Raw genomic sequence first — 25,436 nt, forward strand, 5'->3', positions numbered from 1 at the left:
CGCTCAGCCAGGATGGCTGCCATGCACACCTCTTCCCCCCTTCCACCCGCCGCTCTGCCGGTCGCGCCGCGCCACGGCGCGGTCGGCCTGGCGCTGGTCGCCGGCCTGTCGCTGCTGGCCGGCATGACAGATGCCATCGGCTTTCTCGCCACCGGCGATTTCGTCTCCTTCATGAGCGGTAATACCACCCGTCTAGCAGCCGAGGTGGCGGCAGGCCGCTGGGCTGCGGCGGGGCACCTGGCGCTGGCCATCGGCACCTTCGTGCTGGGCAATGCCGGCGGCGTGCTGCTGCAACGGCTGACCCGCCAGCGCGCCTGCCTGCTGCTCGGCCTGCTGGCCCTGCTGTTGGCGCTGGCGGCCAGTCTGCCCCTGGGCCCGCTGGCGCTGCTGACCGGAGTGTTCGCCATGGGCATGGTCAATGTGGTGGTGGAGCAGGTCTATGGCCTGCCCATCGGCCTCACCTACGTCACCGGCGCCCTGTCGCGCTTCGGGCGCGGTCTGGGTCACTGGCTGCTGGGCGAGCGGCGACGCGGCTGGCGCATCCAGCTGGTGCCCTGGCTGGGCATGCTGCTCGGCGGAGTGCTCGGCGCTGCGCTGGAAGCGGGACTGGGCCTGGCGGCCTGGTACGCCAGCGCGGCCCTGGCCGCGACCCTGGCGGTGATCTTTCGCCTGATCCCGCGGGCCTGGCAACTGGGCTATCTGGCGTCATGAGCGCCGCGACCGAGACCCTGGGGGTCAGCGCCCGCGATCCCGAACTGGGCCAGGCCAAGGTTCGGCTGGCCTTCATCCTGCCGGCCTCGACCTACATCATTGGCGCCTGGGCCTGGGGGCTGTTCGACACCGCCATCCTGCTGGCCAACCTGCTCTGCTACGCCCTGTTCGCCGTGGCGGCCATCGGCCTGTTCGTCGAGGTCCGGCGGCGGCCGGGGGTCAAGCCCTGGCGACGGCTGCTGGCCATGAGCCTGGACTTCAGCGCCATCACCTTTTCCTCCATCACCAGCGGCGAGGCCCTGCTGCCGCTGTTCGGCGTGCTGCTCTGGGTCACGGTGGGCAATGGCCTGCGCTATGGACGTGGCTACCTGCTGCTGGCCACCGGACTGTCGCTGACCGCTCTCGCCGCCATCATTGCCGGGATGCCCTTCCTGCAGCGCTATCCGACGGTGGCCCTGATGATGCTGATGACCGCGCTGCTGGTGCCCGGCTACGTGCATTTCCTGCTGACCCGCATCCAGGATTCGCTGCGCGAGACCCAGGCGGCCAACCTGGCCAAGGCGCGCTTCCTGGCGCAGGCCAGCCATGACCTGCGCCAGCCGATCCATTCCATCGGCCTGTTCACCGCCTGCCTGCGCGACGGCCAGCTGAGCGCCGATCAGGGCCGGCTGGTCGACAACATCGACCGCTCCCTGCTCGGCGTCGAGCAGCTGTTCCGCTCGCTGCTGGACATCTACACCCTCGATCAGCAGCAGGTCAGTCCGCGGCGCACGGTGGTGGACCTGGATACCCTGTTCGGCGACCTGGTGCGGCAGAATGCCGAGGCGGCGCGCTGGGCCGGGGTGGAGATCCGCTGGCGCGCCTGTGGGCTGCAGGTCTACAGCGACCCGGCGCTGCTGCTCACCTCGCTGCAGAATCTGCTGTCCAACGCCCTCAAGTACGCCCCGGGCAAACCTCTGCTGCTGGCGGTGCGCCGGCGCCAGGGCCAGCTCGCCCTGGTTGTCTACGACCAGGGACCGGGCATCGCCGCCGAGCACCTGCCGCACCTGTGCGAGGAGTTCTACCGGGTACGGGAGACGCGCGATCGCGACATCGAAGGCGTCGGCCTGGGGCTGTCCATCGTGCAGCGCATCGCCACCCTGCTCGATCTGCAGCTGACCATCCGTTCGCGCCCCGGCCGCGGTACCGCGGTCAGGCTCCAGGGCCTGCCGCTGGCCACCTTGCCGCTGGAAGCGCGGCCACGGCCGGTGAACGGCCCCCAGCACCTGCTCGCCGGCTGGCGGGTGCTGCTCATCGAAGACGATGCCAACGTGCTGCTGGCCACCGCGACCCTGCTGCGCAGCTGGGGTTGCGAGGTCACCACCGCCACCAGCATCCCCGCCGGTGCCGTGAATTGCGACCTGGTGATCACCGATTTCGATCTGGATCGCAGCGCCTCGGGCGCCGACTGCATCGCCTATCTCAATCGGCTGCAGGGCCGGCGCATCCCGGCCATCGTGGTGACCGGGCACGACATTCCGCAGGTCCAGCAGGCGCTGGGCGACGCCGAGATCCCGGTGCTGGCCAAGCCGGTGCGACCGGCGGAATTGCGCGCCCTGCTGCTGGCCTTTCGCGTCGCGGCTAGCTGAGCGAGCGCTGGGCGCCGAGGCCGGCCTTGGCGCCAAAGGCGGCCGCCGCCGCGCGGGTGCCGACGCCCAGGGTGCGCAGCAGCGCGGAAACATGGATGCGCACGGTAAAGGGCGAGATGGCCAGGATCCGGGCGATCTCCTTGTTGCTCAGGCCCTGAGTGATCAGGCCGAGGACCTCCAGCTGCCGCGGCGTCAGCGCCTGCAGCCGGTGGTCGGGCGCCAGACTGGCCGGAGCCAGATTCGGCATGGCATAGCGCACCACTGGTTGCCCGGCGAGGCAGTCGGCGATCGCCTCGGCCATGGCCGCTGGCGGCAGCGCCTTGCCGATGAAGCCATCCACGCCCGCCGCCAGGATATGCTCGATCACCGTGGCGTCTTCCAGCATCGAGACCACGATCAGGGTGCTGCGCTTGAATTCCTGGCGCAGGGCGCGCAGCGAAAAGCTCAGGTCCTGGCCAGGATAGAGCAGGTCCAGCAGGAGCCCGCTGGGCGGCTCGCCCTGGCGTGCCAGTTCCAGGACCTGTTGCAGGCTGTCGGCCTGCTCCACCTGCGCCTGCGGCTGCAGTTGGCGCAGGATGCGCACCAGGCCTTCACGAAACAGCGGATGGTCGTCGGCGACGATGAAACGTTGCATCTCTGGCTATCCTGGGGGCCCTGGACACCGGGCGCTACGCCGGGGTGGCCCAAAATGTCTAGTCTAGCGCAGGCCCCAAGGGTGGACCACTTGGTAAAACGCTTGGGCTGCCGCAGCGCTCAGCCGTCTTGCGCCAGGCCACGCGGCGCGGCCAGCGGCTCCGACAGGTCCTGCACGGCACCTGCGCCCAACTGCCGCCGCATCAGCCACTCGAAGGCGCCGGTCAGCAGCAGCGCCGCACAGGCCAGGCCGAATGCCAGGCCCCACCAGACGCCATGGGGGCCGATACCCAAGCGGACGCCCAGCAGCCAGGCGCCACTGGCGCCGATCAGGCAGTAGCAGAGCAAGCCGCCGTAGAAACCCAGGCGCGCCTGGCGGATGCCGCGCAGTGCCCCCTGGGCGATGCTCTGGGTGCCATCGAAGATGACGAACACCGCCGCGATCAGCACCAGCTGCCGCGCCAGCTCACTGACCGGGCTGTGGCCATCCGGCAGAAACAACCCCACCAGCCAGGTGGGAAAGCTCCAGAACAGCAGGGCGATGCCCAGCATCACCAGCGCGCCGCCGCCGATGGCCAGCCGCCCCACCAGCAGGGCCTCGCGCGGCCGCCCGGCGCCCTGGTGCTGGCCGATACGGATGCTGGTGGCGTAGGAGAGGCCGGCTGGCAACATGAACACCAGATACACCAGCTGATTGGCGATCTGATGGGCCGCCAGGGCGGTGGCGCCGAGGGCGCCCATGCACAGCGCCGCGGAGAGGAACAGGCAGGCTTCCACCGCATAGGTACCGCTGATCGCCAGGCCCTGGCCGAGGGTGTCGGCGAGGGCACGACGATCCGGGCGGCGCAGATAGCGGCGCAGGGGATAGGCGGCATAGGCCGGATGGCGGGCGATATACAGCGCCAGGCCCAGGGCCGCGCCATTCATCACCACCGCGGTCACCGCGCCGATGCCTGGCAGCCCGGGTTGCGGCAGGCCGCCCCAGCCGTGCAGCAGCGCCAGGTTGAACAGGGCGTTGAGCAGCGCCGCCCCCAGCACGATGGTCAACACCGGTCCGGGTCTTTCCAGGGCGCTGGTGAAACCCCGCAGCGTCATGAACAGCAGATGGCCGGGCAGGGCGAAGGCCAGGCAGCGCAGGAATACCCCGGCCGCCTGGCGACTCTCTTCCGGCTGGCCGGCCAGGGCCAGCAATGGCTCGATATGCCACAGCAGGGTGCCGGCCAGCAGTGCCAGCACCGCGGCGATCCAGATCCCGGCCGCCGTCACCGCTGCCACGCCCTCGGTATCGCCCGCGCCCCGGCGCAAGGCCGCCAGGTTGGCCACCGCGGTGATCACCCCCACGCAGATCACCGAGACGAAGGAATAGACCGCCGCCCCCAGGCCCCCGCCGGCCAGGGCGGCCGGGCCCAGGCGGCCCATCATCAGGGTGTCGGTGAAGACCATGGCCACATAGGCCAGCTGCGCACCGATCAGGGGCAGGGCGAGGCGCAACAGCGCGAGCAACTCGTGACGCGGCAGAGACATGGGTGGATCTCGCTGAGCAGGGCCGACTTTGACAAGAACTCATTGTTGGATGCGGTCGCGCCTTCCACAATCGGAAAATAGCCATGCCATCCATGAGTCAGAGTCATGTCCGACGTCCCCTCGCGGCTGCCGCCGCTGTATGCCCTGCGCGCCTTCGAGGCCGCCGCTCGCCATGGCTCCTTTACCCGCGCGGCTCAGGAGTTGTCGCTGACCCAGAGTGCGGTCAGTCGCCATGTGCGGACGCTGGAAGAGACCTTTGGCTGCCGCCTGTTCGAGCGCGCCGGCCGTCAGCTGGCGCTGACCGAGCCCGGCAAGCTGCTCCTGCCGGGGCTGAGCGAGGGCTTCGAGGCGTTGGCGCGGGCCTGTGGCAATCTCGCCGTGGCCGAGGGCACCCTGAGACTCAAGGCGCCCACCACCCTGTCGCTGCGCTGGCTGCTGGCGCGGCTGGCGCGCTTTCGCCAGCTCAGTCCGCAACTGGACATCCAGCTCACCAGCGTCTGGATGGCCAGCGACCGGGTCGACTTCGTCCACGAGCCCTTCGATTGCGCGGTGCTGCTCGGTGATGGCCGCTTCCCGGCGGACTGGGAGGTGGTGCCGCTGTTCGAGGAGTGGCTGGTGCCGGTCTGCTCGCCGGCCGCCGCGCGTGAAGGCGTCTGGGACCCGGCGCGCCTGCAGCGGGAAGAGCTGCTGCATCCCACCTTCGACCGCCGCGACTGGCGCCGCTGGCTGCAGGCCATGGGCCTGACCCAGGCGGTGCCCCTGACGGGTGGCCAGGTGTTCGACACCCTGGAGCTGGGCATGGCCGCTGCCGCGCGGGGCTACGGGGTGTCCATCGGCGATCTGGTGATGCTGGCCGAAGACGTGGCGGCCGGACTCATCGCCTTGCCCTGGCCCGAGGCGGTGGCCAGCGGCGATGCCTATTACCTGGTCTGGCCGCGCAATCGCCGGGGGCAGGCGCGCTTTCGCCAGCTGGCTGACTTCTTGCAGCGCGAAGTGGCGTCCCAGAGCCTTCCGGAGGTCATTCGCCATAAATAAGGCGCCAGACTGCTGTCATTGGCTTTAGTTCATCGTACCTCTGCCGATAAGATAACAGTTAACCCCTAAGAAGACCGCCCTAGAGCGGTCGGTCGCCTGATATAGCCCTTGCCCTCAAATTCGTACTGCCCTACAGGGATGTAGGCGCTTTGGAGCCCCCTATGGTCATTTCCCCGCGTCGTAGTATCGCCCGACAACTTGCCTTGGCCCTCAGTCTGGTACTGATTGTCGTGATCGCCGGCAGCTGTCTGTTCGCCCTCCATGCCCTGAGCGTGTCCATCGAAGGCACCCAGCGCAAGCACCTGGGCAGCGAGGCCCGACTGCTCTCCGATCAGCAGCAGACCTTTCTCAGCACCCTGAAGATCAGCACCCAGCGCCTGGCCAACCTGTTCGAGCGCCGCTTCGATGGCGGCCTGAGCCTGGCCGGCGAGCGACTGCCCCTGGGCAGCGCCACGGCCCCCGCGCTGCTGTTCGCCGGTCAGGCGCTGAACAGCGACTTCAGCCAGGTCGACGACTTCACCCGGCTGACCGGTGGCGTCGCTACCATCTTCGTGCGCGATGGCGACGACTTCACCCGTATCACCACCTCGCTGAAGAAGCAGGACGGCAGCCGCGCCATCGGTACCCAGCTCGATCGCAAGCACCCGGCCTATGCCGGTCTGCTGCAGGGCCAGAACTACGTCGGGCGCGCCCAGTTGTTCGGGCGCTCCTACATGACCCAGTACACCCCGGTCCGCGACGGCGCCGGCAAGGTCATCGCCGTGCTCTTCGTCGGCTTCGACTACACCGACGCCCAGGCCCAGCAAATGGCCCAGCTGACCCAGCTGCGCATCGGCGAGACCGGCTCCTTGGCCCTGCTCGACGAGCAGGGCAACTGGCTGGTGCCGCCGGCCAATGCCAAGCAGGCCAACGAGCTCCTCGCCGCCCTCAAGAACGATCCCAAGCAGCACGAACACACCTGGCAGGACGGCAACGAGGACTTCCTCAGCGTCAGCGCGCCGGTCGCCGGCGAAGGCTGGACCGTGGTCGCCACCCTGCCCAAGGCCGAGCTGGACGCGCCGGTGCACGCCGTGGGCCTGCGCCTGGCCATCGGCAGCCTGATCGCCCTGGTGCTGGCGGTACTCGCCTCGGTCGTCCTGCTGCGCCACAAGCTGAAGCCGCTGGGCCAGCTGGTGGAGCGGGCCCAGGCCCTGGGTCGCGGTCAACTCAGCGTGCGGGTCGAGGCGCGCAGCCACGACGAGATCGGCGAACTCGCCCGGAGCTTCAACCAGATGGCCGATGCCCTGGCCTCCACCGTCGAGCAGGTCCGTGGCTCTTCGCGCGCGGTCACCGAGCGGTCCCAGCAACTGAGCCAGCTCTCCGACCAGACCCTGAGACGCTCCGCCGAGCAGTCCAGCCAGATCGACAGCATGGCCAGCGCCGTGGAGGAATTCAGCGCCACCGCCCAGAACATCGCCGACGGCATGCAGCGCACCGAGCGTCTGGTGCAGGAAAACGCCCAGCAGACCCGCACCGGTACCCAGGCCATGCAGGGCGCCTCGGGCGCCCTGGAGCAGATCGCCGATTCCCTGGCCAGCACCGCGGAACTCATCAAGGGCCTGGACGGCCGCTCCCAGCAGATTGGCGGCATCATCGGCGTCATCAGCGGGATCGCCGAGCAGACCAACCTGCTGGCGCTCAACGCCGCCATCGAAGCCGCGCGGGCCGGTGAGCAGGGCCGCGGCTTCGCCGTGGTCGCCGACGAAGTCCGGCAGCTGGCCGGTCGCACCAGCGAAGCGACCCGCGAGATCTCGCAGATGATCGGCGCGGTGCAGGGCGAGACCCAGCGCGCCATGGGCGCCATCGACGAAGGCAATCGCCTCATGGAGCAGGGCCTGGCGCGTAACGCCGACGTGGCCCAGGCGCTGCGCAGCATCGACCAGCAGGTCGCCGAGGCGGTGGAGCAATTCTCCGGCATCGCCCAGGCCACCGCCGAGCAGAGCACCACCGCCACCGCCCTGAGTCGCAACATCCAGGCGATCGCCGTGGACAACGCCGCTCAGCGCGATGCCGCCGAGGTGCTGGCCGGTACGGCGGGCGAGCTGCGTCATCTGGCGGAAGACCTGAGCGCCGAAGTAGGGCGCTTCAGCTGACCGGACCTTTCCGGCAGCAGCGAAAGGGAGGCTCAGGCCTCCCTTTTTCATTCCTGCGCACCTTGGCCCTTGCCTGGCCGCAATACTCTGACTACTGTATGCAAATACAGTATAAGCGGAGGGGTGTCATGGGCGTATCCAACGAGGCGGTGCAGGCCGTCGAACGCATGCTGACCACGCTGCGGGCGGAGCGGGACGACTATCGGGAGCTGGCCCACCAGTGGCGGGCCATGTGCTTCGAGCTGGCGCAGGAAAACCAGGCGTTGCGCGATCGCCTGCAGGAGCCGCCACGCCACTACGGCCCGCCTGCCGGCGCCTAGTGACTCGCCCGATACTGCAGGGCTTCCGCCATCTGCGGTCGCTGGATCTCGTCCTCGCCGGCGAGATCGGCCAGGGTACGGGCCACCTTGACCACCCGGTGCAGGGCGCGCAGGGACAGATTCAGGCGTTCCCCCGCACCTTCCAGCCAGCGCTGATCGGCCTCGCCAAGGGCACAGACCTGGTGCAGCTGATCGAGACCGAGCAGGGCGTTGGGGCGACCCTGGCGCGCCAGCTGGAGGGCGCGGGCGTCGGCCACCTGGCGTGCGGCCTCCGCCGTGGTGAGTTCGCTGACCACTGAAGCGCCCAGGCGCAGGTGCTCGCGGGCCACGGTCAGGTGCAGGTCGATACGGTCCAGCAACGGACCGGAGAGCTTGCCGCGATAGCGCTGGATCTGCTCCGGGCTGCAGCGACAGCGGCCGCTGGGATCGCCCAGATAGCCGCAGGGGCAGGGATTCATCGCCGCCACCAGCTGGAAGCGCGCCGGAAAGCGCACCCGCTCCCGCGCCCGGGCGATGACGATCTCGCCACTCTCCAGGGGCTCGCGCAGCACCTCCAGCACCTTGCGATCGAATTCCGGCAACTCGTCGAGAAACAGCACCCCGCGGTGGGCCAGGGTGATCTCGCCGGGACCGGGACGGCTGCCACCGCCCACCAGCGCCGGACCGGACGCCGAATGATGCGGCTGGCGAAAGGGTCGCTGCGGCCAGTGTTCAAGCGGCTCGGGGCCGGCCACCGAATGGATGGCGGCCACCTGCAGCGCCTCTTCTTCGTCCAGGGGCGGCAGCAGTCCCGGCAGGCGACTGGCGAGCAGCGTCTTGCCGGTTCCCGGTGGGCCGGCCAGCAGCAGGTTGTGGGCACCGGCCGCGGCCACCACCAGGGCGCGCTTGGCCGCGTGCTGGCCCTGGACCTCGGCGAGATCGGGATAGGGCAGCGGGGTGCGCAGCAGGCCACTGGGCTGATAGGGCGCCAGTACGGCCTGGCCACTCAGGTGACCGGCGAATTCCAGCAGGTGATCGACCGCCAGCACTCTGAGGCCACTGGCCAGGCAGGCTTCCTCGGCATTGGCGCGGGGCACCACCAGGATCCGCCCGGCGGCCCGGGCCGCCAGCGCTGCGGGCAGCACGCCGCGCACCGCCCGCACCGCGCCCGACAGGGCCAGTTCACCCAGGCACTCGTAGCCGTCGAGGCCCTGCGCCGGCAGCTGCCCGCTGGCGGCGAGGATGCCGACGGCCAGGGCCAGATCGAAACGCCCGCCGTCCTTGGGCAGGTCGGCGGGCGCGAGATTGAGGGTGATGCGGCGACTGGGGAATTCGAAGCCGGCGTTGAGGATGGCGCTGCGCACCCGATCCTTGGCTTCGCGAACGGCGGTTTCCGGCAGCCCGACCAGGGTGAGGGCGGGCAGGCCGTTGGCCAGGTGCGCCTCGACGACCACCGGCGGCGCTTCCACGCCCACCTGGGCGCGGGTATGAACGAGGGCAAGCGACATGATCTCTCCTTGATCGTGATTCGCCAGACTCAGGGCTGCACCATCCTGGCGCGCCCTTGGGGATCAGTCGGCGGGCGCGACGTCCGTGGCCGGGGTAACCGGCGGCTTGACCTCGGCGGTTTGCGGCTTTTCCAGCTCGGTGAGGCGCGCTTCGAGGGCTTCCAGGCGCGCACGGGTGCGGGCCAGCACGGCCATCTGGGCATCGAATTCGTCGCGGCTGACCACATCGAGCTTGCTCAGGGCGCCTTGCAGCAGTGCCTTGAACTGGCTTTCGATCTCGGCCTTGGGCAGCGGCGAGTCCTGACCGAACAGCCGGCTGGCCTGCTGAGTCAGGGAATCGAACAGCGAACGGGTCGTGGACATGGTTATCCCCTGCAATGGATCAAAGCTCGAGTGTAGCACAGCGGGCTTCCGGCCCTCCGGCAGCGGCCTTGCACCGCTTTGGTGCCAACCCCGGCCCAGAGCTGTTCGCTGTTGGTGCAAAGTCCTGCCCGCAGGGCCAGGTCCTGCCCCTTCAGGAGGCGCGCCAGCCGGGCTGGCGCTCGAAATCCGTACGCCTTCACAAACCTGGCAAGCTTTCTGCTACTGCCGATGCAGAGACGGGCGTCAGAGGGCGCCTGGGGTGGAGGCGCGCTCTGGCCGCTTCTGCCGTGACCGCGGCGATTACCACGCCAACGGTTAAACAGACGGTCACTGCGCTAGACTTGGACCGGGGTTTGTTTTCCTGGGGCCAGTCAACTCAATCGGGAGAAGTTCATGAAACTAGTCACCGCCATCATCAAGCCGTTCAAGCTCGACGACGTGCGTGAGTCGCTGTCCGAGATCGGTGTGCAAGGCATCACCGTTACCGAGGTCAAGGGCTTCGGCCGTCAGAAGGGCCATACCGAGCTCTATCGCGGCGCCGAATACGTCGTCGACTTCCTGCCCAAGGTCAAGATCGACGTCGCCATCGCCGACGATCAGCTCGACCGCGTCATCGAGGCCATCACCAAGGCCGCCAACACCGGCAAGATCGGTGACGGCAAGATCTTCGTGGTGAATCTCGAGCAGGCCATCCGCATCCGCACCGGCGAAACCGACACAGACGCCATCTGACGCCTTAACCGACCGCCCAACCCCACACGAGCCCCAGGAGAAACAACGATGACTCTGCGCACCTACGCAGGGCTAGGAGCCCTCATGTCTTTCGTAGCGCTGCCGGGCCTGGCCATGGCCCAGGAAGCGGCTGCGGCACCAGCCATCAACAGCGGGGATACGGCCTGGATGCTGGTCTCGACGGCCCTGGTGCTGTTCATGACCATCCCGGGTCTCGCGCTATTCTACGGCGGCATGGTGCGTGCCAAGAACGTCCTCTCGGTGATGATGCAGTGCTTCGCCATCACCGGTCTCGTCAGCATCCTGTGGATGGTCTACGGCTACAGCCTGGCCTTCGACACCACCGGCATGGAAAAGGGCGTCACCAACTTCAATTCCTTCATCGGCGGTCTGGGCAAGGCCTTCCTGTCCAGCCTGCAGCATGATGCCGTGACCTCGGCTACCGCCCTGTTCCCGGAAAGCGTCTTCGTCACCTTCCAGATGACCTTCGCCATCATCACCCCGGCGCTGATCGTCGGTGCCTTCGCCGAGCGCATGAAGTTCTCCGCCATGCTGGTCTTCACCGGCCTGTGGTTCACCTTCGTCTACGCCCCCATCGCCCACATGGTCTGGAGCGGTGACGGCGGCCTGATGTGGGACTGGGGCGTGCTGGACTTCGCCGGCGGCACCGTGGTGCACATCAACGCCGGTGTGGCCGGTCTGGTCGCGGCCCTGGTCCTGGGCAAGCGCAAGGGCTATCCCACCACCCCCATGGCGCCGCACAACCTGGGCTACACCCTGGTCGGTGCCGCCATGCTGTGGGTCGGCTGGTTCGGCTTCAACGCCGGTTCCGCCGCCGCCGCCAACGGCACCGCCGGCATGGCCATGCTGACCACCCAGATCGCCACCGCCGCTGCCGCCCTGGGCTGGATGTTCGCCGAGTGGATCACCCACGGTAAGCCGAGCGCCCTGGGCATCGCTTCCGGCGTGGTCGCCGGTCTGGTCGCCATCACCCCGGCCGCCGGTACCGCCGGCCCCATGGGCGCCCTGATCATCGGCCTGGCCGCTGGCGTGATCTGCTTCTTCACCGCCACCAGCCTCAAGCGCAAGCTCGGCTACGACGACTCCCTGGACGCCTTTGGCGTGCACGGCATCGGTGGCATCGTCGGCGCCCTGCTGACCGGTGTCTTCGCCGCTCCGTCCCTGGGTGGCTTCGGCACCGTTACCGACATCGGCGCCCAGCTGTTCATCCAGTTCAAGGGCGTGGCCTTCACCATCGTCTACACCGGCATCGTCACCTTCGTGATCCTCAAGGTGCTGGACGTGGTCATGGGTCTGAGAGTCAACGAAGAAGAGGAAACCGTAGGTCTGGACCTCACCCTGCACAACGAGCGTGGCTACAACCTGTAAGCCACCACTCTGGAAAAAGGCGCCGCGAGGCGCCTTTTTCATGTCCGCCATACGGCTGGAACAACCGCCATCCTGCTGTGTCTAGACTGCACGCAAGCGGTGAGCAATCACCGCTTTGCTTTTCCGATCGTCGCGCTAGAATGCGCGCCCAGTCAGTCGGCGGGGGTTGTTCATGTGGCTGCAGCGGAGCTTTTCCCTGCGCGCGCGGGCGCGTGGTTTCCATCTCGTCACCGCTGAGGTGCTGGAGCAGCTGCCCGAGCTTGGCGAGTGCCGGATCGGCCTGCTGCACCTCTGGCTGCAGCACACCTCGGCCTCGCTGACCATCAACGAGAATGCCGATGGGGCGGTACGCCGCGACTTCGAGCGGTTCTTCAACCAGCTGGTGCCCCAGGGACAGGCCGGTTACGAACACGACTATGAAGGGCCGGACGACCTGCCTGCGCATTTCAAGAGCAGTCTGCTCGGCTGCAGCCTGAGTCTGCCGGTCCAGGCGGGTCGCCTGGCCCTGGGAACCTGGCAGGGCATCTACCTGGGCGAGCATCGCGACCAGGGTGGCGCACGGCGACTGATCGCGACGCTGCAGGGCGAATAGCCAGGAATTTTTTTTAGGAGGCCGCGTCAAAACGCGCGGTCCGATTTTGCCAAAGTGTGTGGAGGCGGTTTATGAGCGACGAAGATCTGGAGCAGGACGACCTGGAGACAGGCGCGGAAGAAGAGGGCGATAACGAAGACTTCGCTGCCGCAACCGACGACGCCGAGCAAGAGGAAAGCGGGGACAGCGAAGCGCCCGCGTCCGGGAGCAAGGCCAAGAAGAAGCGTGAAGCCGAGCCCGAGGAATTGCCTTCGGTGGAAGCCAAGCAGCGCGAGCGGGATGCGTTGGAAAAGGCCATGCAGGACTTTCTGGCCCGCGGTGGCAAGGTGCAGGAAATCGACGCCAATGTGGTCGCCGATCCGCCGAAGAAGCCCGACAGCAAATATGGCAGTCGTCCCATCTAGGACCGTGCCATACCGCCTTCGAAACCCCGCCTCGGCGGGGTTTCGTCTATCTGGCGATCACAACAGCGCCATCACCATGATGAAGCCGGTGAAGGCTGCAGCCATGGTCGCAAGGCAAGCCATGCAGATTACATCATCTCTCTCATACATGTTGGCAGCGCCCTAAAGCCTAATGGGTGATGGCATTCTGCTCCTCTGGCAAACATCTCCCTGTGTGGCTCATCGCAAAAGGCCATCATCTCGCCGTCGTGATGCCAAGCAGTTCACCAATGGCGCGGGGGCCCGTAATAGGGACGGGGTTCATAGGCCGGCTGGTAGGGGTAGTAGCCCGGTGGCGCCGGCCGCCAATGGGGCGCGGCATAGCCGGGCTGCGGATAGGGCTGGTAATAGCTGTAGGGATAGCGATCCCTGCGGTAATAGGGGTGGTGCCGGTGATGCCGTCGAAATTCGCCCGCCGGCAGGAATTCGCCGCCCTCGGCGACGGCTGCGGGGCCGCCTGCCCAGGGTTGCCCACGCTCGGGGCCCTCGTAGGCGGCGGCCAGGCCGCTGGCGGTCAGGGTGGCGGTCAACAGCAGAATCAACGACGCTCGCGATGCCATGGTGCTCTCCTCGCGGCGCTCGATAGGCCGCGTCACCATGAAACACCTTTGGCGGTCAGCGGACGTCAGGCCAGGTAAAGGTCTGGTAAGGCCGCCCGTAGGCTCAGGCCCAGTCCAGGCCCTGCATGCCCACGGCGACGATGAGCGCCATGGCCAGCAGGCCGATGCCGCACATCAGGATGGTCAACTCCAGTTGATCCAGGCGCCGCTTCATCCCTGCCACCAGTGCCATAGGGTAAAGCCGATCAGCGCCATGACCAGGCTGAGAAACAACCGGTTCAACCAGAGGCTGACGCCACTCAGGAGTCTGAGCCAGAAGGGTGCGGCGGGCTCGACGGCGCGCGGGTCGGGTTGAGCAGCGGCGTCCTGGGGGAGAGCGCCGGGCAGAGCGGGAGCGACGAGGGGAAGCGAGGGAATGGGCATGCAGCGAGCGCCTCCGTGCGCCTGGTGCGAAGTCCGACTGACCACAGCGGTCAGCCAAGGTCGAGCGGCACCCTGGACGGGCTGCCACTGCTGCGATCGATCATCGCCGAAATCCCCTGCAGCCGGGAAACGACCTCCTGAAACCGTCGGGCGGATCGCACTCCTGACCGCAAATAGCCGCGGACCCGGTGGCCTGGCCGCGGGCTCCGAGTGCGGAGGAGCCCTGCGCGGCTTGAGCGCCCGTGCGGACCGGTGCAGGCTGGATGACCTCGGCGCCCTGGCGCCAGCCCCGGAGGGAAAACGTCATGAGCAATCTGTTTCGCGACCTGCCCGATGCCTCCGCGGCGGAGGTGTTCACGGCCCTGCTGGAGCGGCCCGGCTGTCGTATAGAGCGGATCGTCTCCCAGGGCCAGACGACGCCGGCAGCGGCGCCCTGGCGGCAGGCCCATGAGGAATGGGTGCTGCTGCTGAAGGGCGCCGCGCGGATCGCCCTGGAGGGGCGGGAGGTGGCACTCGAACCGGGCGATACGCTGTTCATCCCGGCTGATGTCGAGCACTGGGTGACCTACACCGATCCCGCGGTAGCCACGGTGTGGCTGGCGATCCATCTCGGTGCGGTGGACGAGGCTTCAGCACCCGCGTGAGCAGAGCGGCACCGAACTCTTCAGACCAGGCGCCCGCAGCGCGGGTCGTTGCAAAGACGTCCTGAGCGGCAGGGAAGGGACGCGCCCGGGGTTTGGACGCGAGCGGGTAGGAATCGCAGGCACAAAAAAACCGGCGCTAGGCCGGTTTCTCTGATTTCCAGATCCCGCAGGATCCGGAAGCTTGTCTTGGTGCCCAGGGACGGAATCGAACCGCCGACACGGGGATTTTCAATCCCCTGCTCTACCAACTGAGCTACCTGGGCAACGGGGCGCATTAAAAGCGTTTCTCGACCTTGTGTCAACAGTGAGCCCAAAAAAATTTAGATTTTTCGGGCGCTTAGCCGTCGACTCAGGCGCTGGGGGGTACGTAGCCCTCGGCCTGGGCGTAGTCTTCACCGGACAGGAACTTGTCCATCTCGGCCTGCAGGAACTTGCGATCCTCGGTGTTCATCATGTTCAGCCGACGCTCGTTGATGAGCATGGTCTGGTGCTTCTGCCACTCTTCCCAGGCCTGCTTGGAGACGTGCTGATAGATGTCTTCGCCCTTGGCGCCAGGATAGGGCGGACGATCGAGGCCAGGCAGCTCCTGCTTGTGCTTGCGGCACATCACGGTGCGGGTCATGCGGGTTCTCCTTTGAGCGCCTGCTCGGCGCGCTTGAGCAGTTTCTGCACCGGGGCGGCAAGGCCCAGGCGCGGCGGGGAGGCGAGGTTATACCAAAGCCAGTCGCCCTCGGCCACGCGGTGCTGGCGGTGGTCCACCTGGACCAGCCAGGGTTCGATGGCCAGCTGGAAGTGACTGAAGGTGTGCACCAGGCCGGGCAGCGCCTGGCGTTCGTCGATGACCAGGCCCTGGCGTTCGGCGAGGGCTTCGAGCTCGGCCACGTCGGCCACCTCCGGCGGCCCCCAGAGACCGCCCCAGAGACCGGTCGAGGGGCGGCGCTGCAGCAGCACGGCGTTGGCGTCGTTGACGAACAGCGGCATCAGCGTCTGCCGCTGGGGCAGCGTCTTGCGCGGCTTGGGCGTGGGAAACTCGGTTTCCTGGCCCAGCAGGTGGGCGCGGCAGCCCGGCTTGACCGGACACAGCAGGCAACTGGGCTTGCTGCGGGTGCAGAGGGTGGCGCCCAGGTCCATCATCGCCTGGGTGTAGGGGCCGACCCGCTCGCGGGGCATCAGCCTGTCGGCCACGTCCCAGAGGCGGCGGGCCACGGCGGGTTCGCCGGGATAGCCGGCGGTGGCGGTGTAGCGGGCCAGGACGCGCTTGACGTTGCCGTCGAGAATCGGCGCGCGGATGCCCATGCTCAGGCTGGCGATGGCGCCGGCGGTGGAGCGACCGATGCCGGGCAGCTCGGCCAGGGCCTCGACGCTACGGGGAAATTCGCCGCCATGGCGCTCGACCACGGTCTTGGCGGCCTTGTGCAGGTTGCGCGCGCGGCTGTAGTAGCCAAGACCGGTCCAGAGGTGCAGGACCTCGTCTTCCGGGGCGGCGGCCAGCGCCTCGACGGTGGGCAGCGCCTGCATGAAGCGATCGAAATAGCCCAGCACGGTGGCGACCTGGGTCTGCTGGAGCATGATCTCCGAGACCCAGACCCGATAGGGCGTCACGGCCTGTTGCCAGGGCAGATCCTTGCGACCGTGCAGGTCGTACCAGGCCAGCACGGCGGTACCAAAGTCGTCATCAGTCATCGACGTTGCAACAGCCCTCGGATGGCGTTCTGGATGTCGGGACTGATCTTATCACCGAGCTTCTCTTCGATTTTTTCGTTCAGACGATTGCCGGCGGCGCGGGCGACGATCTGGCCCATGGCTTCGCGATCCAGGCGACAGGCCTTGGCGCCCAGTTCCAGGGGGCCGCGGCACTGCAGGGGCCACTCGATGTCGGCATAGCGCTCGCCGACCTGGCAACCGGGGTCGGCGGCGGCATTGGTGTCGCCCTGCACGGTGATGCCCAGGCGGTAGTCGAGACCGAGGGTGCGCAGGTCGATGTCGCCCGCGCCCTTTACCGCAAGGCCGGGCACGCTGACGCTGAGGTCCTGGTTGCGGGCCACGCCGTTGACGATGCTGAGGCTGCCGCTCAGCTGGCGGAAGGGGGTGTTCTGGCCGCCATGGGGCAGCTCCAGCGGCTTGCGATTGAGCAGGGCGATGCCCTGGCACAGCTGGCTTTCGACATTGGCGTCGATCAGCTGGCCGTTGCGCAGGGCGAAGCGCGCGGTACCGCCCAGGTTGTCGATCAGGCTGCGCTGGCTGGCGCCCGAACTGCGCAGATCGGCGTCCAGGTCGAGCAGCCCTTCCACCGGCGGCTTCTGGCCCTGGGCCTGGAGGATGCGCTCCACCGGTACACCCTTGATGCGCTCGCGGGCGGTCAGTTGCGGCTGGACGCCCCGCACGTCGAGGGCGCCCTCGGCTGCGAAGCGCCCGCCGAACAATTCGCCTTCCAGGGCGCTGAGCTGCAACTGGCCATCGGCGGCCCTGGCCTTGAGGCTGGCGCCTTCGAAGGGCAGGCGATTGAGGGTCAGGTGCTGCAGGCCGAGATCGACCTCGGCGTCCAGGCTGCGCAGGCGCTCCACCGGCAGCAGGGTCTCCTGGCTCCAGGCGTGCTGGGTCGGGGCCTCCGGCAGCGGCGAATTGCCCTGGGTGGCGATGGCATCGACCTGGGCGACCTCTTCCTGGCGTGCGCCATTGGCCTGGCGCGCCGCGGCGGCCTTGGCCGGCAGGTAGCGATCCAGGTCCAGGCGGTCGCCGCTGAGCTGGACGCGCAGGGCGCGGCGGGCGATGTCGGCCACGGCGACCCGGCCCTTGAGGGTGCTGTCGTCCAGCTGGAAATTGAAATCGTCCAGCGCCAGGGCGTTGCGGCTGGCCTGCACCTGGGCATTCATCTCGAAGCGCTGCAGGGTCTTGGCATCGGCCATGGCCGGCAATTCGACGCCGATACTGTCGAGGAAGGCGCGCAGGTCGAGGCGAGCGATGGAGACGCGCCCGGCCAGCTGCGGATCGCTTTCCAGGCCGGTGAGCTTGAGATCGCCCAGGGCCTTGAGGTCGTTGGCGGTGAGCTTGAGGCTGGTCCACTCGGCCGTCTGGGCGCGGCGGTCGACGGCCAGTTGGCCGCTGGCGGAGTAGTTGACCAGCTTGCCGTTGAAGGGCTCGCCGCTGGCGTCGCCGGTCAGCTGGAGGTCGTCCAGGGCGTACTGCTGGCTGGCGGGATCGAAGCGGAATTTGCCGTTGAGCAGCACGGTGGCGTTGACCGGCGGCTGGGTGGTGCTGGCAGTGCCGGCCAGCTTGATGGGAATGGACGTGCCGGCGTAGATGGCACCGGTCTCTAGGTCGATGCCGTCGAAGGCATAGCGCGCGCCGCTGCGGGCGTCGCTGTATTCGACCCGCGAATTGCGCACGGTCAGGCTCTCGACATTGAGCTTGAGCGGCTGGCGACCCGCGCTCGGCTCGCCTGGCGCGGAGGCGCCGCCGGAGGTATCGGTAGGCGCGGCGCCCGTGTCCGCCTTGGGTGCCGGGCGGCCGATCTCGGCCCAGTTGGTGCGGCCCTGCTCATCGCGACTGGCGGTGAGGTCCAGGCCGTCGATCTTGATGTCGCTCATCTCCAGGTCGCGCCGCAGCAGCAGCGGCAGCAGGCGGACCGAGAGGATCAGCCGCTGCACCTGGGCCAACTGGCGATCCGGGGTGGCGGCGCTGGCCAGGGTGGCGTCGTGCAGTTCGACGCCCAGCCAGGGAAACAGACTCCAGCCGATGTCGCCCTTGAGTTGCAGGTCGACGTTGGCCTTGTCGCGCGCCAGTTGGCGGATCTCGTCCTTGTAGTCGTTGGGATCGACCAGGTGGGTGAGGGCGAAGCCTACGGCGACCAGCAGGAGCAGCAGGCCGACGAGGACGATACCCAGCACTTTGGCGAAAGCTTTCATGACGAGGAAATTCCTGTTCCGGCGGGCGATGGCGCGACTGGCCAGTATAGGGGCTCGGCCGGCCCCGATGACATCGAGGTGTCGGCGCTGTGACAGCAGTGGTACTCGCCCGTTTCGTCGGATGACTGATGCCGCCCGTACCCTGGTAAATCAGCAGGGCTGGCAGTTGGCCAGGGTGCGCTTTAATGTCGCGCACCTCTGGTCGGTTGGCGCCGTTTCTTTGACTCGTTTAAGGGGAAGCGTGCAGGGAATGTCCACCGGCCTGGACGCTATACACTAGAAAAGGGCTGAACCCATGAGCACTACTCTCACTGCTGGCGGTGTCGCTTCGGCACGTCCGGCTTTCCTTTCCAAGGAGCGCATCGTCGCCCGGCCCGGTTTCAACCGCTGGCTGGTCCCGCCGGCCGCCCTGGCCATCCACCTGTGCATCGGCATGGCCTACGGCTTCTCGGTCTTCTGGCTGCCGCTGTCCAAGGCGATCGGCATCACCGCCGCCGTGGCCTGCCCGGTCGAGATGGGCTTCTTCGAGCAGATCTTCAGTGCCACCTGTGACTGGAAGATCTCCCAGCTCGGCTGGATCTACACCCTGTTCTTCATCTTCCTCGGCTGCTCCGCCGCCCTGTTCGGTGGCTGGCTGGAACACGCCGGTCCGCGCAAGGCCGGGGTCGTCTCGGCCCTGTGCTGGTGCGGTGGTCTGCTGATCTCCGCCCTGGGCATCTATACCCACCAGATCTGGATGCTGTGGCTGGGTTCGGGCGTGATCGGCGGTATCGGTCTGGGCCTGGGCTACATCTCGCCGGTGTCGACCCTGATCAAGTGGTTCCCGGACAAGCGCGGCATGGCCACCGGCATGGCCATCATGGGCTTCGGTGGCGGCGCCATGGTGGGTGCCCCCCTGGCCGACCTGCTGATGCGCCACTTCGCCTCGGCGACCGAGGTCGGCGTCTGGCAGGCCTTCCTGGTCATGGCGGTGGTCTACTTCGTGTTCATGATGAGCGGTGCCCTGGGCTATCGCGTACCGCCGACCGGCTGGAAACCCGCCGGCTGGACGCCTTCGACCAAGAAGGCGCAGAACGCCATGATCACCAATCGCCACGTCCACGTGAGCAAGATCTGGGGCATCCCGCAGTTCTGGCTGGTCTGGGCCGTGCTCTGCCTGAACGTGACCGCCGGCATCGGCATCCTCGGCATGGCGTCGCCGCTGCTGCAGGAAGTCTTCGGTGGTCGTCTGCTGGGCAACGGCCTGGCCTACGGTGAACTCAGCGCCGATCAGCTCAAGCAGATCGCCGCCATCGCCGCCGGCTTCACCGGTCTGCTGAGCCTGTTCAACATCGGCGGTCGCTTCTTCTGGGCATCCTTCTCCGATTACATCGGCCGCAAGATGACCTACTTCGTCTTCTTCACCCTGGGTTTCGTGCTCTATGCCATCGTGCCCTGGACCGGTCACCTGGGCAGCGTGGCGCTGTTCGTCTTCGCCTTTTGCCTGATCCTGTCCATGTACGGCGGTGGTTTCGCCACCGTGCCGGCCTACCTCGCCGACCTGTTCGGTACTCAGATGGTCGGCGCCATCCACGGTCGCCTGCTTACCGCCTGGGCCGCCGCCGGCGTCTTCGGTCCGGTGCTGGTCAACTACCTGCGCGAGTATCAGCTGAGCATGGGCATCCCCCGCGCCCAGGTGTACGACATCACCCTGTACATCCTGGCCGGTCTGCTGGTGCTGGGCTTCATCTGCAACCTGATGGTGCGTCCGGTGGCCGACAAGCACTTCATGACCGAGGCCGAACTCGCCGTCGAGCGCGCCAATGGCCACGACAGCAACGCCGGCAGCGCCCAGGTGCTGGAGTGGAGCGCCGATCCCAAGACCAAGCCGCTGGCCATCGCCGCCTGGCTGGCCGTGGGCATCCCGCTGGCCTGGGGCATCTGGATCACCCTGCAAAAGACCGCCGCCCTGTTCAGCTGAGTCACAGCCGAACCGGACGGTAATGGGGCGTCCCCACGCGGGCGCCCCTCGCGGTGGGACGCCTCGTCCCGCCGCGCTTTCGATCCAGCCCCCGCGCCCCTATAATATCGGCCCTTTCGCCCACCGATTTTCGCGGAGCAGGCTATGGCCGAACGCAAGGCAACCGTCGAGCGCAACACCCTGGAAACCCAGGTCAAGGTATCCCTGGATCTGGACGGCACGGGCGCAGCGCGCTTCGACACCGGGGTCCCCTTCCTCGAGCACATGCTCGACCAGATCGCCCGCCACGGGCTGATCGACCTCGATATCCACTGCCGCGGCGACCTGCACATCGACGACCACCACACGGTGGAAGACATCGGCATCACCCTCGGCCAGGCCTTCGCCAAGGCGGTCGGCGACAAGAAGGGCATCCAGCGCTATGGCCATGCCTATGTGCCCCTGGACGAAGCCCTGTCGCGGGTGGTCATCGACTTCTCCGGCCGGCCCGGGCTGCACTGGAACGTGCCCTTCACCCGCGCCACCGTGGGCCGCATGGACGTCGATTTGTTCCTCGAATTCTTCCAGGGTTTCACCAATCACGCCCAGGTGACCCTGCACGTCGACAACCTGCGCGGCGTCAACAGCCACCACCAGATCGAGACGGTGTTCAAGGCCTTTGGCCGCGCCCTGCGCATGGCCCTTGCCGAAGACCCGCGCATGGCCGGCGTCATGCCCTCCACCAAGGGGTGCCTGTGATGCAGACGGTAGCCGTCATCGACTATGGCATGGGCAACCTGCACTCCGTGGCCAAGGCCCTGGAGCATGCCGGTAGCCACCAGGTACTGGTGACCGGCGATCCCGCGGTGATCCGCGAGGCGGACCGCATCGTCCTGCCCGGCGTCGGCGCCATCCGCGACTGCATGGCCGAGATCCGCCGCCAGGGCATCGATGAGCTGGTCCGTGAAGTCAGCCAGGACCGCCCCTTCCTCGGCGTCTGCGTCGGCATGCAGGCGCTGATGCAGCGCAGCGAAGAGAACGGCGGCGTGGATTGCATTGGCCTGTTCCCCGGCGCCGTACGGCGTTTCCCGGGCGGCATGCAGGAAGAGGGCGAGAGCCTCAAGGTGCCGCACATGGGCTGGAACGAGGTCAGCCATGTGCTCGACCATCCGCTCTGGCACGGCATCCCCGATCGCGCCCGCTTCTATTTCGTGCACAGCTTCTATGTCGAGGCCGGCAATCCGCGCCAGGTGGTCGGTCGCGGCCACTATGGCCTGGATTTCGCCGCGGCGCTGGCCGACGGCTCGCGCTTCGCCACCCAGTTCCACCCCGAGAAGAGCGCCGACTGCGGCCTGCAGCTCTATGCCAACTTCCTCGCCTGGGACGGCCGCTGGTAATGGCGCGCAAGCCGCCCGCGCCGCTGGTGACGCTCGATCCCGAGCAGAGCCAGCGCCTGGTCACGGCCTTGCAGACCCTGCTGGACGACCGCTTCGAGGTCCGCCTGGGGCGGTTCGAAGTCGAGGAGCTGCTGGATTTCTTCGCCCGCGAGTGCGGGCCGCTGTACTACAACAAGGCGGTTGCCGACGTGCAGACCCTGCTCAGGGAGCGTGTCGACAGCCTGGAAAGCGACATCTGGGCGCTGGAAAAGCCCTAGATCGCCCTCACCCCCGAGCCAAGGTATTGCCATGCTGATCATCCCCGCCATCGACCTCAAGGACGGTGCCTGCGTCCGCCTGCGCCAGGGGCGCATGGAAGATTCCACCGTGTTCTCCGACGATCCCGTGGCCATGGCCGCCCAGTGGGTCGACGGTGGCTGCCGCCGGCTGCACCTGGTGGATCTCAACGGCGCCTTCGAAGGCCAGCCGGTCAATGGCGAGGTGGTGACCGCCATCGCCAAGCGCTATCCCGGCCTGCCGATCCAGATCGGCGGCGGCATCCGCTCGCTGGAGACCATCGAGCACTATGTCCGCGCCGGCGTCAGCTACGTGATCATCGGCACCAAGGCGGTCAAGCAGCCGGAATTCGTCGCTGAAGCCTGCCGCGCCTTCCCCGGCAAGGTCATCGTCGGCCTGGACGCCAAGGACGGCTTCGTCGCCACCGACGGCTGGGCCGAGGTCAGCGAATTGCAGGTCACCGACCTGGCCCGCCGCTTCGAAGCCGACGGCGTCAGCGCCATCGTCTACACCGACATCGCCCGCGACGGCATGATGCAGGGCTGCAACGTGCCGGCCACCCGCGCCCTAGCCGAAGCCACCAGCATCCCGGTGATCGCCTCCGGCGGCATCCACAACCTGGGTGACATCCAGAACCTGCTCGACGCCCGCAGCCCGGGCATCATCGGCGCCATCACCGGTCGGGCGATCTACGAGGGCACCCTCGACGTCGCCGAGGCCCAGGCGCTGTGCGACAACTTCAAGGTCTGAGGACTCAGTCATGGCGCTGGCGAAACGCATCATCCCCTGCCTGGACGTGGACAATGGCCGCGTGGTCAAGGGCGTCAAGTTCGAGAACATCCGCGATGCCGGTGATCCGGTGGAGATCGCCCGCCGCTACAACGAGCAGGGCGCCGACGAGATCACCTTTCTCGACATCACCGCCAGCCACCAGGGTCGTGATACCACCCTGCACACCGTGGAGCGCATGGCCAGCCAGGTGTTCATCCCGCTGACCGTGGGCGGCGGCGTGCGCACCGTGCAGGACATCCGCAACCTGCTCAATGCCGGCGCCGACAAGGTGTCGATCAACACCGCGGCGGTCTTCACCCCGGAGTTCGTCGGTGAAGCCGCGGCGCGCTTCGGTTCCCAGTGCATCGTGGTGGCCATCGACGCCAAGCGCGTCAGCGGCCCCGGCGAAACCCCGCGCTGGGAGATCTTCACCCATGGTGGACGCAAGCCCACCGGCCTCGACGCCGTGGCCTGGGCGCAGAAGATGGAAGGCCTGGGCGCCGGCGAGATCCTGCTCACCAGCATGGACCAGGACGGCATGAAGAACGGCTTCGACCTGGGCGTGACCCGCGCCGTCAGCGAGGCGGTGGGCATCCCGGTGATCGCCTCCGGCGGCGTCGGCAATCTGCAGCACCTGGCCGACGGCATCCTCGAAGGCAAGGCCTCTGCGGTGCTGGCGGCGAGCATCTTCCATTTCGGCGAATGCACCATTCCCGAGGCTAAACGGTACCTGGCCGAAAAAGGGATTGTGATACGCTCCACAAAATCTTAAGCACCGGCGGTGCCGGCAGGGAGAGGGGCGTGCGCAAGGGAATCTGGGCCTGCTTGGCCGGTTTGCTGCTGGTATCGACGACTGCGGTCAGGGCGGAGCTACCGGCGGGTTATCAGCTGACGCTGCTGACGGAAAACTTCCCGCCCTACAACTTCTCCGTGGATGGCAAGAACTTCGCCCGCGAGGGCGAGCTCAAGGGCATCGCCGTCGACATGGTCCGCGAGATGTGCCAGCGCGCCGGCATCTCCTACAACCTCACCCTGAGATTTCCCTGGGAGCGGATCTACGGCATGGCCCTGGATCAACCCGACCACGGGGTCTTCGTCACCGCCCGGCTGCCCGAGCGCGAGGGGCTGTTCAAGTGGGTCGGCCCCATCGGCCCGGACGACTGGGTGCTGCTCGGGCGCGCCGACAGCCACCTGCAGCTGCGCAGCCTGGACGACGTCCGCAAGCAGCAGCTCAAGATCGGCGCCTACAAGGGTGACGCCATCGCCGAGAGTCTCGCCCAGCAGGGCTTCCAGCCGGATCTCGCGCTGCGCGATCAGGAAAACGTACAGCGCCTGGTCAAGGGACAGATCGATGTCTGGGCCACCGGTGACCCCGCCGGCCGCTACCTGGCCCGCCAGGAAGACGTGACCGGACTCAAGATGCTGCTGCGCTTCAACAGCGGCGAGCTGTTCCTGGCGCTGAACAAGCAGACCCCCGACGAGGTGGTACAGAAGCTGCAAAAGGCCCTCGACGAGATGCGCCAGAGCGGCGCGGTTCAGACCATTTTCAATCGTTATCTGTGATCCCGGCGGGCCGAGCGATCGGCGCGGACGGTCGCCTGAGGAGAGAGCTATGCGCAAGTCCTGGTTGGCCATCGCCGCCGTACTGTTGAGTTGCACCCTGGGCCTGGGGACGGCCCGGGCGGAATTGCCAGCGGGCTATCGCGTGGTGCTGCTGACCGAGAACTTCCCGCCCTTCAACATGGCGGTGGACGACAAGAATTTCGCGCGTGACGATGCCATCGACGGCATCAGCGCCGATCTGGTGCGCGAAATGTTCAAGCGCGCCGGGATCGACTACAACCTCTCGCTGCGCTTTCCCTGGGATCGCATCTACAACCTGACCCTGGAGAGCCCCAACTACGCGCTGTTCTCCGTGTCGCGCACCGAATCGAGGCTGCCGCTGTTCAAGTGGGTCGGGCCGCTGGGCAAGACCCGCAAGGTGTTCATGGCGCTGTCCGGCAGCACCCTCAAGGTGCCGGACCTGGCCACGGCGGCCCGGCTGCGCGTCGGTGCCTACAAGAATTCCGCGGTGAGCCTGATGATCCAGGAGAAGGGCATCGTTCCCATCGATGCCCTGCGTGATCAGGAGAACATCGCCAAGTTGCAGAAGGGCGAGATCGACGTCTGGGCCACCACCGACGTGGTCGCCCGCTACCTGGCCAAGCAGCAGGGCGTCAGCAATCTGCAGACCCTGCTCAGCTTCCAGGAATCCGACCTCTACCTGGCCTTGAACAAGGACACCCCCGACGAGGTGGTGACCCGCCTGCAGCAGGCGCTGGATGCCATGCGCCAGGAAGGTCTGGTCGACAGCATCACCAACAACTATCTCTAGTGCGCCGCCTGGCGGTGGGCGTGGACGCGAGGGGCCAGGAGTTCCGGATCGGCCAGGCGGCCAGACCGGGATCGACTCAGGACTGACGACCGCGGCGCAGCCAGCGGCAGTGAGCGCTGAATGTTGTAAAGGGATATTCGACGAAACCTCGGAAATGC

Annotated in this window: 27 protein-coding genes and 1 tRNA gene; 18 read left to right on the forward strand and 10 right to left on the reverse strand. The window is 67.4% G+C overall.

Features of this window, described 5'->3' with window-relative positions:
• The first annotated feature begins 21 nt into the window (after positions 1–21).
• Together PSEK12I1_RS0103355 and PSEK12I1_RS23525 are read left to right on the forward strand one after the other, a co-directional pair.
• A complete protein-coding gene (locus tag PSEK12I1_RS0103355; protein ID WP_051399154.1) occupies positions 22–711 on the forward strand; it encodes a YoaK family protein in 690 nt (229 codons plus the stop codon).
• A complete protein-coding gene (locus PSEK12I1_RS23525; protein WP_051399153.1) occupies positions 708–2,339 on the forward strand; it encodes a hybrid sensor histidine kinase/response regulator in 1,632 nt (543 codons plus the stop codon). Before PSEK12I1_RS0103355 ends, PSEK12I1_RS23525 begins: the two co-directional genes overlap by 4 nt.
• Here the strand turns inward: PSEK12I1_RS23525 and PSEK12I1_RS0103365 are convergent.
• Positions 2,332–2,973 (reverse strand): response regulator transcription factor, encoded by a 642-nt coding sequence (locus tag PSEK12I1_RS0103365; RefSeq protein ID WP_027600685.1) that lies wholly within the window; start codon positions 2,971–2,973, stop codon positions 2,332–2,334. The two genes, PSEK12I1_RS23525 and PSEK12I1_RS0103365, sit on opposite strands and share 8 nt — an antisense overlap.
• 119 nt (positions 2,974–3,092) lie before the next feature.
• Positions 3,093–4,496: a NorM family multidrug efflux MATE transporter gene (locus PSEK12I1_RS0103370; RefSeq protein ID WP_027597465.1), complete on the reverse strand. Its 1,404-nt coding sequence runs from the start codon at positions 4,494–4,496 to the stop codon at positions 3,093–3,095.
• A 105-nt stretch (positions 4,497–4,601) separates the two neighbouring features.
• On the opposite strand from PSEK12I1_RS0103370, the gene PSEK12I1_RS0103375 reads away from it, so the two are divergent.
• The 3 genes from PSEK12I1_RS0103375 (at position 4,602) to PSEK12I1_RS0103385 (ending at position 7,983) form a co-directional block, all read left to right on the forward strand.
• Positions 4,602–5,531: a LysR substrate-binding domain-containing protein gene (locus PSEK12I1_RS0103375; protein ID WP_027600686.1), complete on the forward strand. Its 930-nt coding sequence runs from the start codon at positions 4,602–4,604 to the stop codon at positions 5,529–5,531.
• 161 nt (positions 5,532–5,692) lie between these two features.
• Positions 5,693–7,663: a methyl-accepting chemotaxis protein gene (locus PSEK12I1_RS0103380; protein WP_037006627.1), complete on the forward strand. Its 1,971-nt coding sequence runs from the start codon at positions 5,693–5,695 to the stop codon at positions 7,661–7,663.
• A 128-nt stretch (positions 7,664–7,791) separates the two neighbouring features.
• Complete coding sequence (locus PSEK12I1_RS0103385; protein ID WP_027597468.1) at positions 7,792–7,983, forward strand: hypothetical protein; 192 nt, start codon at positions 7,792–7,794, stop codon at positions 7,981–7,983.
• Here the strand turns inward: PSEK12I1_RS0103385 and PSEK12I1_RS0103390 are convergent.
• Both PSEK12I1_RS0103390 and PSEK12I1_RS0103395 read right to left on the reverse strand, forming a co-directional pair.
• Positions 7,980–9,470: a YifB family Mg chelatase-like AAA ATPase gene (locus PSEK12I1_RS0103390; protein ID WP_027600687.1), complete on the reverse strand. Its 1,491-nt coding sequence runs from the start codon at positions 9,468–9,470 to the stop codon at positions 7,980–7,982. The two genes, PSEK12I1_RS0103385 and PSEK12I1_RS0103390, sit on opposite strands and share 4 nt — an antisense overlap.
• A 63-nt stretch (positions 9,471–9,533) precedes the next feature.
• Positions 9,534–9,833, reverse strand: coding sequence for an accessory factor UbiK family protein (locus PSEK12I1_RS0103395; RefSeq protein ID WP_027597470.1), 300 nt, complete (start codon positions 9,831–9,833; stop codon positions 9,534–9,536).
• Positions 9,834–10,226: 393 nt separating this feature from the next.
• On the opposite strand from PSEK12I1_RS0103395, the gene glnK reads away from it, so the two are divergent.
• The 4 genes from glnK (at position 10,227) to sutA (ending at position 12,950) form a co-directional block, all read left to right on the forward strand.
• Positions 10,227–10,565, forward strand: coding sequence for a P-II family nitrogen regulator (gene glnK / locus PSEK12I1_RS0103400; RefSeq protein WP_003096476.1), 339 nt, complete (start codon positions 10,227–10,229; stop codon positions 10,563–10,565).
• Between the two features lie 48 nt (positions 10,566–10,613).
• Entirely contained in the window at positions 10,614–11,954 is a 1,341-nt protein-coding gene (locus tag PSEK12I1_RS0103405; protein WP_027597471.1) for an ammonium transporter, read from the forward strand.
• A gap of 172 nt (positions 11,955–12,126) precedes the next feature.
• Positions 12,127–12,546: a secondary thiamine-phosphate synthase enzyme YjbQ gene (locus tag PSEK12I1_RS0103410; protein WP_007159806.1), complete on the forward strand. Its 420-nt coding sequence runs from the start codon at positions 12,127–12,129 to the stop codon at positions 12,544–12,546.
• A gap of 71 nt (positions 12,547–12,617) precedes the next feature.
• Entirely contained in the window at positions 12,618–12,950 is a 333-nt protein-coding gene (sutA, locus tag PSEK12I1_RS0103415; protein WP_007159805.1) for a transcriptional regulator SutA, read from the forward strand.
• Between the two features lie 263 nt (positions 12,951–13,213).
• Here sutA and PSEK12I1_RS0103425 read toward each other — a convergent pair whose 3' ends face one another.
• Together PSEK12I1_RS0103425 and PSEK12I1_RS0103435 are read right to left on the reverse strand one after the other, a co-directional pair.
• Complete coding sequence (locus PSEK12I1_RS0103425; protein ID WP_007159803.1) at positions 13,214–13,549, reverse strand: hypothetical protein; 336 nt, start codon at positions 13,547–13,549, stop codon at positions 13,214–13,216.
• Positions 13,550–13,759: 210 nt separating this feature from the next.
• The gene (locus PSEK12I1_RS0103435) at positions 13,760–13,972 is read right to left on the reverse strand and encodes a hypothetical protein (RefSeq protein ID WP_027597473.1); all 213 of its coding nucleotides are present in this window, start codon (positions 13,970–13,972) and stop codon (positions 13,760–13,762) included.
• A 305-nt stretch (positions 13,973–14,277) separates the two neighbouring features.
• Between PSEK12I1_RS0103435 and PSEK12I1_RS0103440 the strand changes: the two genes are divergently transcribed.
• Positions 14,278–14,616 carry a cupin domain-containing protein gene (locus PSEK12I1_RS0103440; protein WP_028700287.1) on the forward strand — a complete coding sequence of 113 codons (339 nt, stop codon included), beginning with the start codon at positions 14,278–14,280 and terminating at the stop codon, positions 14,614–14,616.
• A gap of 187 nt (positions 14,617–14,803) precedes the next feature.
• On the opposite strand, the gene PSEK12I1_RS0103445 is transcribed toward PSEK12I1_RS0103440, so the two are convergent.
• From PSEK12I1_RS0103445 to PSEK12I1_RS0103460, 4 genes are all read right to left on the reverse strand, one after another.
• A tRNA-Phe gene (locus PSEK12I1_RS0103445) sits at positions 14,804–14,879 on the reverse strand.
• A gap of 86 nt (positions 14,880–14,965) precedes the next feature.
• Positions 14,966–15,238: an oxidative damage protection protein gene (locus PSEK12I1_RS0103450; protein ID WP_027597475.1), complete on the reverse strand. Its 273-nt coding sequence runs from the start codon at positions 15,236–15,238 to the stop codon at positions 14,966–14,968.
• Positions 15,235–16,299 carry an A/G-specific adenine glycosylase gene (gene mutY / locus PSEK12I1_RS0103455; RefSeq protein ID WP_027600689.1) on the reverse strand — a complete coding sequence of 355 codons (1,065 nt, stop codon included), beginning with the start codon at positions 16,297–16,299 and terminating at the stop codon, positions 15,235–15,237. Before mutY ends, PSEK12I1_RS0103450 begins: the two co-directional genes overlap by 4 nt.
• Positions 16,296–18,521 carry an AsmA family protein gene (locus PSEK12I1_RS0103460; RefSeq protein ID WP_027600690.1) on the reverse strand — a complete coding sequence of 742 codons (2,226 nt, stop codon included), beginning with the start codon at positions 18,519–18,521 and terminating at the stop codon, positions 16,296–16,298. Before PSEK12I1_RS0103460 ends, mutY begins: the two co-directional genes overlap by 4 nt.
• Before the next feature lie 295 nt (positions 18,522–18,816).
• On the opposite strand from PSEK12I1_RS0103460, the gene PSEK12I1_RS0103465 reads away from it, so the two are divergent.
• The 8 genes from PSEK12I1_RS0103465 (at position 18,817) to PSEK12I1_RS0103500 (ending at position 25,278) form a co-directional block, all read left to right on the forward strand.
• Positions 18,817–20,481 carry an OFA family MFS transporter gene (locus tag PSEK12I1_RS0103465; protein ID WP_027600691.1) on the forward strand — a complete coding sequence of 555 codons (1,665 nt, stop codon included), beginning with the start codon at positions 18,817–18,819 and terminating at the stop codon, positions 20,479–20,481.
• A gap of 144 nt (positions 20,482–20,625) precedes the next feature.
• Positions 20,626–21,219 carry an imidazoleglycerol-phosphate dehydratase HisB gene (hisB, locus tag PSEK12I1_RS0103470; protein ID WP_007159790.1) on the forward strand — a complete coding sequence of 198 codons (594 nt, stop codon included), beginning with the start codon at positions 20,626–20,628 and terminating at the stop codon, positions 21,217–21,219.
• Positions 21,219–21,857: an imidazole glycerol phosphate synthase subunit HisH gene (gene hisH / locus PSEK12I1_RS0103475; RefSeq protein ID WP_027600692.1), complete on the forward strand. Its 639-nt coding sequence runs from the start codon at positions 21,219–21,221 to the stop codon at positions 21,855–21,857. The genes hisB and hisH overlap by 1 nt, the downstream gene beginning before the upstream one ends.
• Positions 21,857–22,114, forward strand: a complete 258-nt coding sequence (locus PSEK12I1_RS0103480; RefSeq protein WP_027600693.1) for a DUF2164 domain-containing protein — start codon at positions 21,857–21,859, stop codon at positions 22,112–22,114. Before hisH ends, PSEK12I1_RS0103480 begins: the two co-directional genes overlap by 1 nt.
• 31 nt (positions 22,115–22,145) lie before the next feature.
• Complete coding sequence (hisA, locus tag PSEK12I1_RS0103485; RefSeq protein ID WP_027597481.1) at positions 22,146–22,883, forward strand: 1-(5-phosphoribosyl)-5-[(5-phosphoribosylamino)methylideneamino]imidazole-4-carboxamide isomerase; 738 nt, start codon at positions 22,146–22,148, stop codon at positions 22,881–22,883.
• Between the two features lie 10 nt (positions 22,884–22,893).
• Positions 22,894–23,676 (forward strand): imidazole glycerol phosphate synthase subunit HisF, encoded by a 783-nt coding sequence (gene hisF, locus PSEK12I1_RS0103490; protein ID WP_007159785.1) that lies wholly within the window; start codon positions 22,894–22,896, stop codon positions 23,674–23,676.
• A gap of 29 nt (positions 23,677–23,705) precedes the next feature.
• On the forward strand, positions 23,706–24,467 hold the full coding sequence (locus tag PSEK12I1_RS0103495; RefSeq protein ID WP_027600694.1) for an ABC transporter substrate-binding protein: 762 nt from the start codon (positions 23,706–23,708) through the stop codon (positions 24,465–24,467).
• A 49-nt stretch (positions 24,468–24,516) separates the two neighbouring features.
• Positions 24,517–25,278 carry an ABC transporter substrate-binding protein gene (locus PSEK12I1_RS0103500; RefSeq protein ID WP_027597483.1) on the forward strand — a complete coding sequence of 254 codons (762 nt, stop codon included), beginning with the start codon at positions 24,517–24,519 and terminating at the stop codon, positions 25,276–25,278.
• Positions 25,279–25,436: the final 158 nt, after the last annotated feature.

It is taken from the genome of Pseudomonas sp. MOIL14HWK12:I1, from assembly GCF_000510705.1.
Classification (GTDB): domain Bacteria; phylum Pseudomonadota; class Gammaproteobacteria; order Pseudomonadales; family Pseudomonadaceae; genus Chryseomonas; species Chryseomonas oryzihabitans.

What these genes read in the sequence shown, in the direction of transcription:
- PSEK12I1_RS0103460 (WP_027600690.1), bottom strand. Translation starts at nt 18,521, where the DNA reads ATGAAAGCTTTCGCCAAAGTGCTGGGTATCGTCCTCGTCGGCCTGCTG.
- PSEK12I1_RS0103380 (WP_037006627.1), top strand. Translation starts at nt 5,693, where the DNA reads ATGGTCATTTCCCCGCGTCGTAGTATCGCCCGACAACTTGCCTTGGCC.
- PSEK12I1_RS0103435 (WP_027597473.1), bottom strand. Translation starts at nt 13,972, where the DNA reads ATGCCCATTCCCTCGCTTCCCCTCGTCGCTCCCGCTCTGCCCGGCGCT.
- PSEK12I1_RS23525 (WP_051399153.1), top strand. Translation starts at nt 708, where the DNA reads ATGAGCGCCGCGACCGAGACCCTGGGGGTCAGCGCCCGCGATCCCGAA.
- hisF (WP_007159785.1), top strand. Translation starts at nt 22,894, where the DNA reads ATGGCGCTGGCGAAACGCATCATCCCCTGCCTGGACGTGGACAATGGC.
- PSEK12I1_RS0103500 (WP_027597483.1), top strand. Translation starts at nt 24,517, where the DNA reads ATGCGCAAGTCCTGGTTGGCCATCGCCGCCGTACTGTTGAGTTGCACC.
- PSEK12I1_RS0103375 (WP_027600686.1), top strand. Translation starts at nt 4,602, where the DNA reads ATGTCCGACGTCCCCTCGCGGCTGCCGCCGCTGTATGCCCTGCGCGCC.
- hisA (WP_027597481.1), top strand. Translation starts at nt 22,146, where the DNA reads ATGCTGATCATCCCCGCCATCGACCTCAAGGACGGTGCCTGCGTCCGC.
- PSEK12I1_RS0103365 (WP_027600685.1), bottom strand. Translation starts at nt 2,973, where the DNA reads ATGCAACGTTTCATCGTCGCCGACGACCATCCGCTGTTTCGTGAAGGC.
- PSEK12I1_RS0103465 (WP_027600691.1), top strand. Translation starts at nt 18,817, where the DNA reads ATGAGCACTACTCTCACTGCTGGCGGTGTCGCTTCGGCACGTCCGGCT.
- PSEK12I1_RS0103425 (WP_007159803.1), bottom strand. Translation starts at nt 13,549, where the DNA reads ATGGCATCGCGAGCGTCGTTGATTCTGCTGTTGACCGCCACCCTGACC.
- PSEK12I1_RS0103355 (WP_051399154.1), top strand. Translation starts at nt 22, where the DNA reads ATGCACACCTCTTCCCCCCTTCCACCCGCCGCTCTGCCGGTCGCGCCG.
- hisH (WP_027600692.1), top strand. Translation starts at nt 21,219, where the DNA reads ATGCAGACGGTAGCCGTCATCGACTATGGCATGGGCAACCTGCACTCC.
- PSEK12I1_RS0103440 (WP_028700287.1), top strand. Translation starts at nt 14,278, where the DNA reads ATGAGCAATCTGTTTCGCGACCTGCCCGATGCCTCCGCGGCGGAGGTG.
- hisB (WP_007159790.1), top strand. Translation starts at nt 20,626, where the DNA reads ATGGCCGAACGCAAGGCAACCGTCGAGCGCAACACCCTGGAAACCCAG.
- mutY (WP_027600689.1), bottom strand. Translation starts at nt 16,299, where the DNA reads ATGACTGATGACGACTTTGGTACCGCCGTGCTGGCCTGGTACGACCTG.
- PSEK12I1_RS0103480 (WP_027600693.1), top strand. Translation starts at nt 21,857, where the DNA reads ATGGCGCGCAAGCCGCCCGCGCCGCTGGTGACGCTCGATCCCGAGCAG.
- PSEK12I1_RS0103385 (WP_027597468.1), top strand. Translation starts at nt 7,792, where the DNA reads ATGGGCGTATCCAACGAGGCGGTGCAGGCCGTCGAACGCATGCTGACC.
- glnK (WP_003096476.1), top strand. Translation starts at nt 10,227, where the DNA reads ATGAAACTAGTCACCGCCATCATCAAGCCGTTCAAGCTCGACGACGTG.
- sutA (WP_007159805.1), top strand. Translation starts at nt 12,618, where the DNA reads ATGAGCGACGAAGATCTGGAGCAGGACGACCTGGAGACAGGCGCGGAA.
- PSEK12I1_RS0103395 (WP_027597470.1), bottom strand. Translation starts at nt 9,833, where the DNA reads ATGTCCACGACCCGTTCGCTGTTCGATTCCCTGACTCAGCAGGCCAGC.
- PSEK12I1_RS0103405 (WP_027597471.1), top strand. Translation starts at nt 10,614, where the DNA reads ATGACTCTGCGCACCTACGCAGGGCTAGGAGCCCTCATGTCTTTCGTA.
- PSEK12I1_RS0103370 (WP_027597465.1), bottom strand. Translation starts at nt 4,496, where the DNA reads ATGTCTCTGCCGCGTCACGAGTTGCTCGCGCTGTTGCGCCTCGCCCTG.
- PSEK12I1_RS0103450 (WP_027597475.1), bottom strand. Translation starts at nt 15,238, where the DNA reads ATGACCCGCACCGTGATGTGCCGCAAGCACAAGCAGGAGCTGCCTGGC.
- PSEK12I1_RS0103410 (WP_007159806.1), top strand. Translation starts at nt 12,127, where the DNA reads ATGTGGCTGCAGCGGAGCTTTTCCCTGCGCGCGCGGGCGCGTGGTTTC.
- PSEK12I1_RS0103390 (WP_027600687.1), bottom strand. Translation starts at nt 9,470, where the DNA reads ATGTCGCTTGCCCTCGTTCATACCCGCGCCCAGGTGGGCGTGGAAGCG.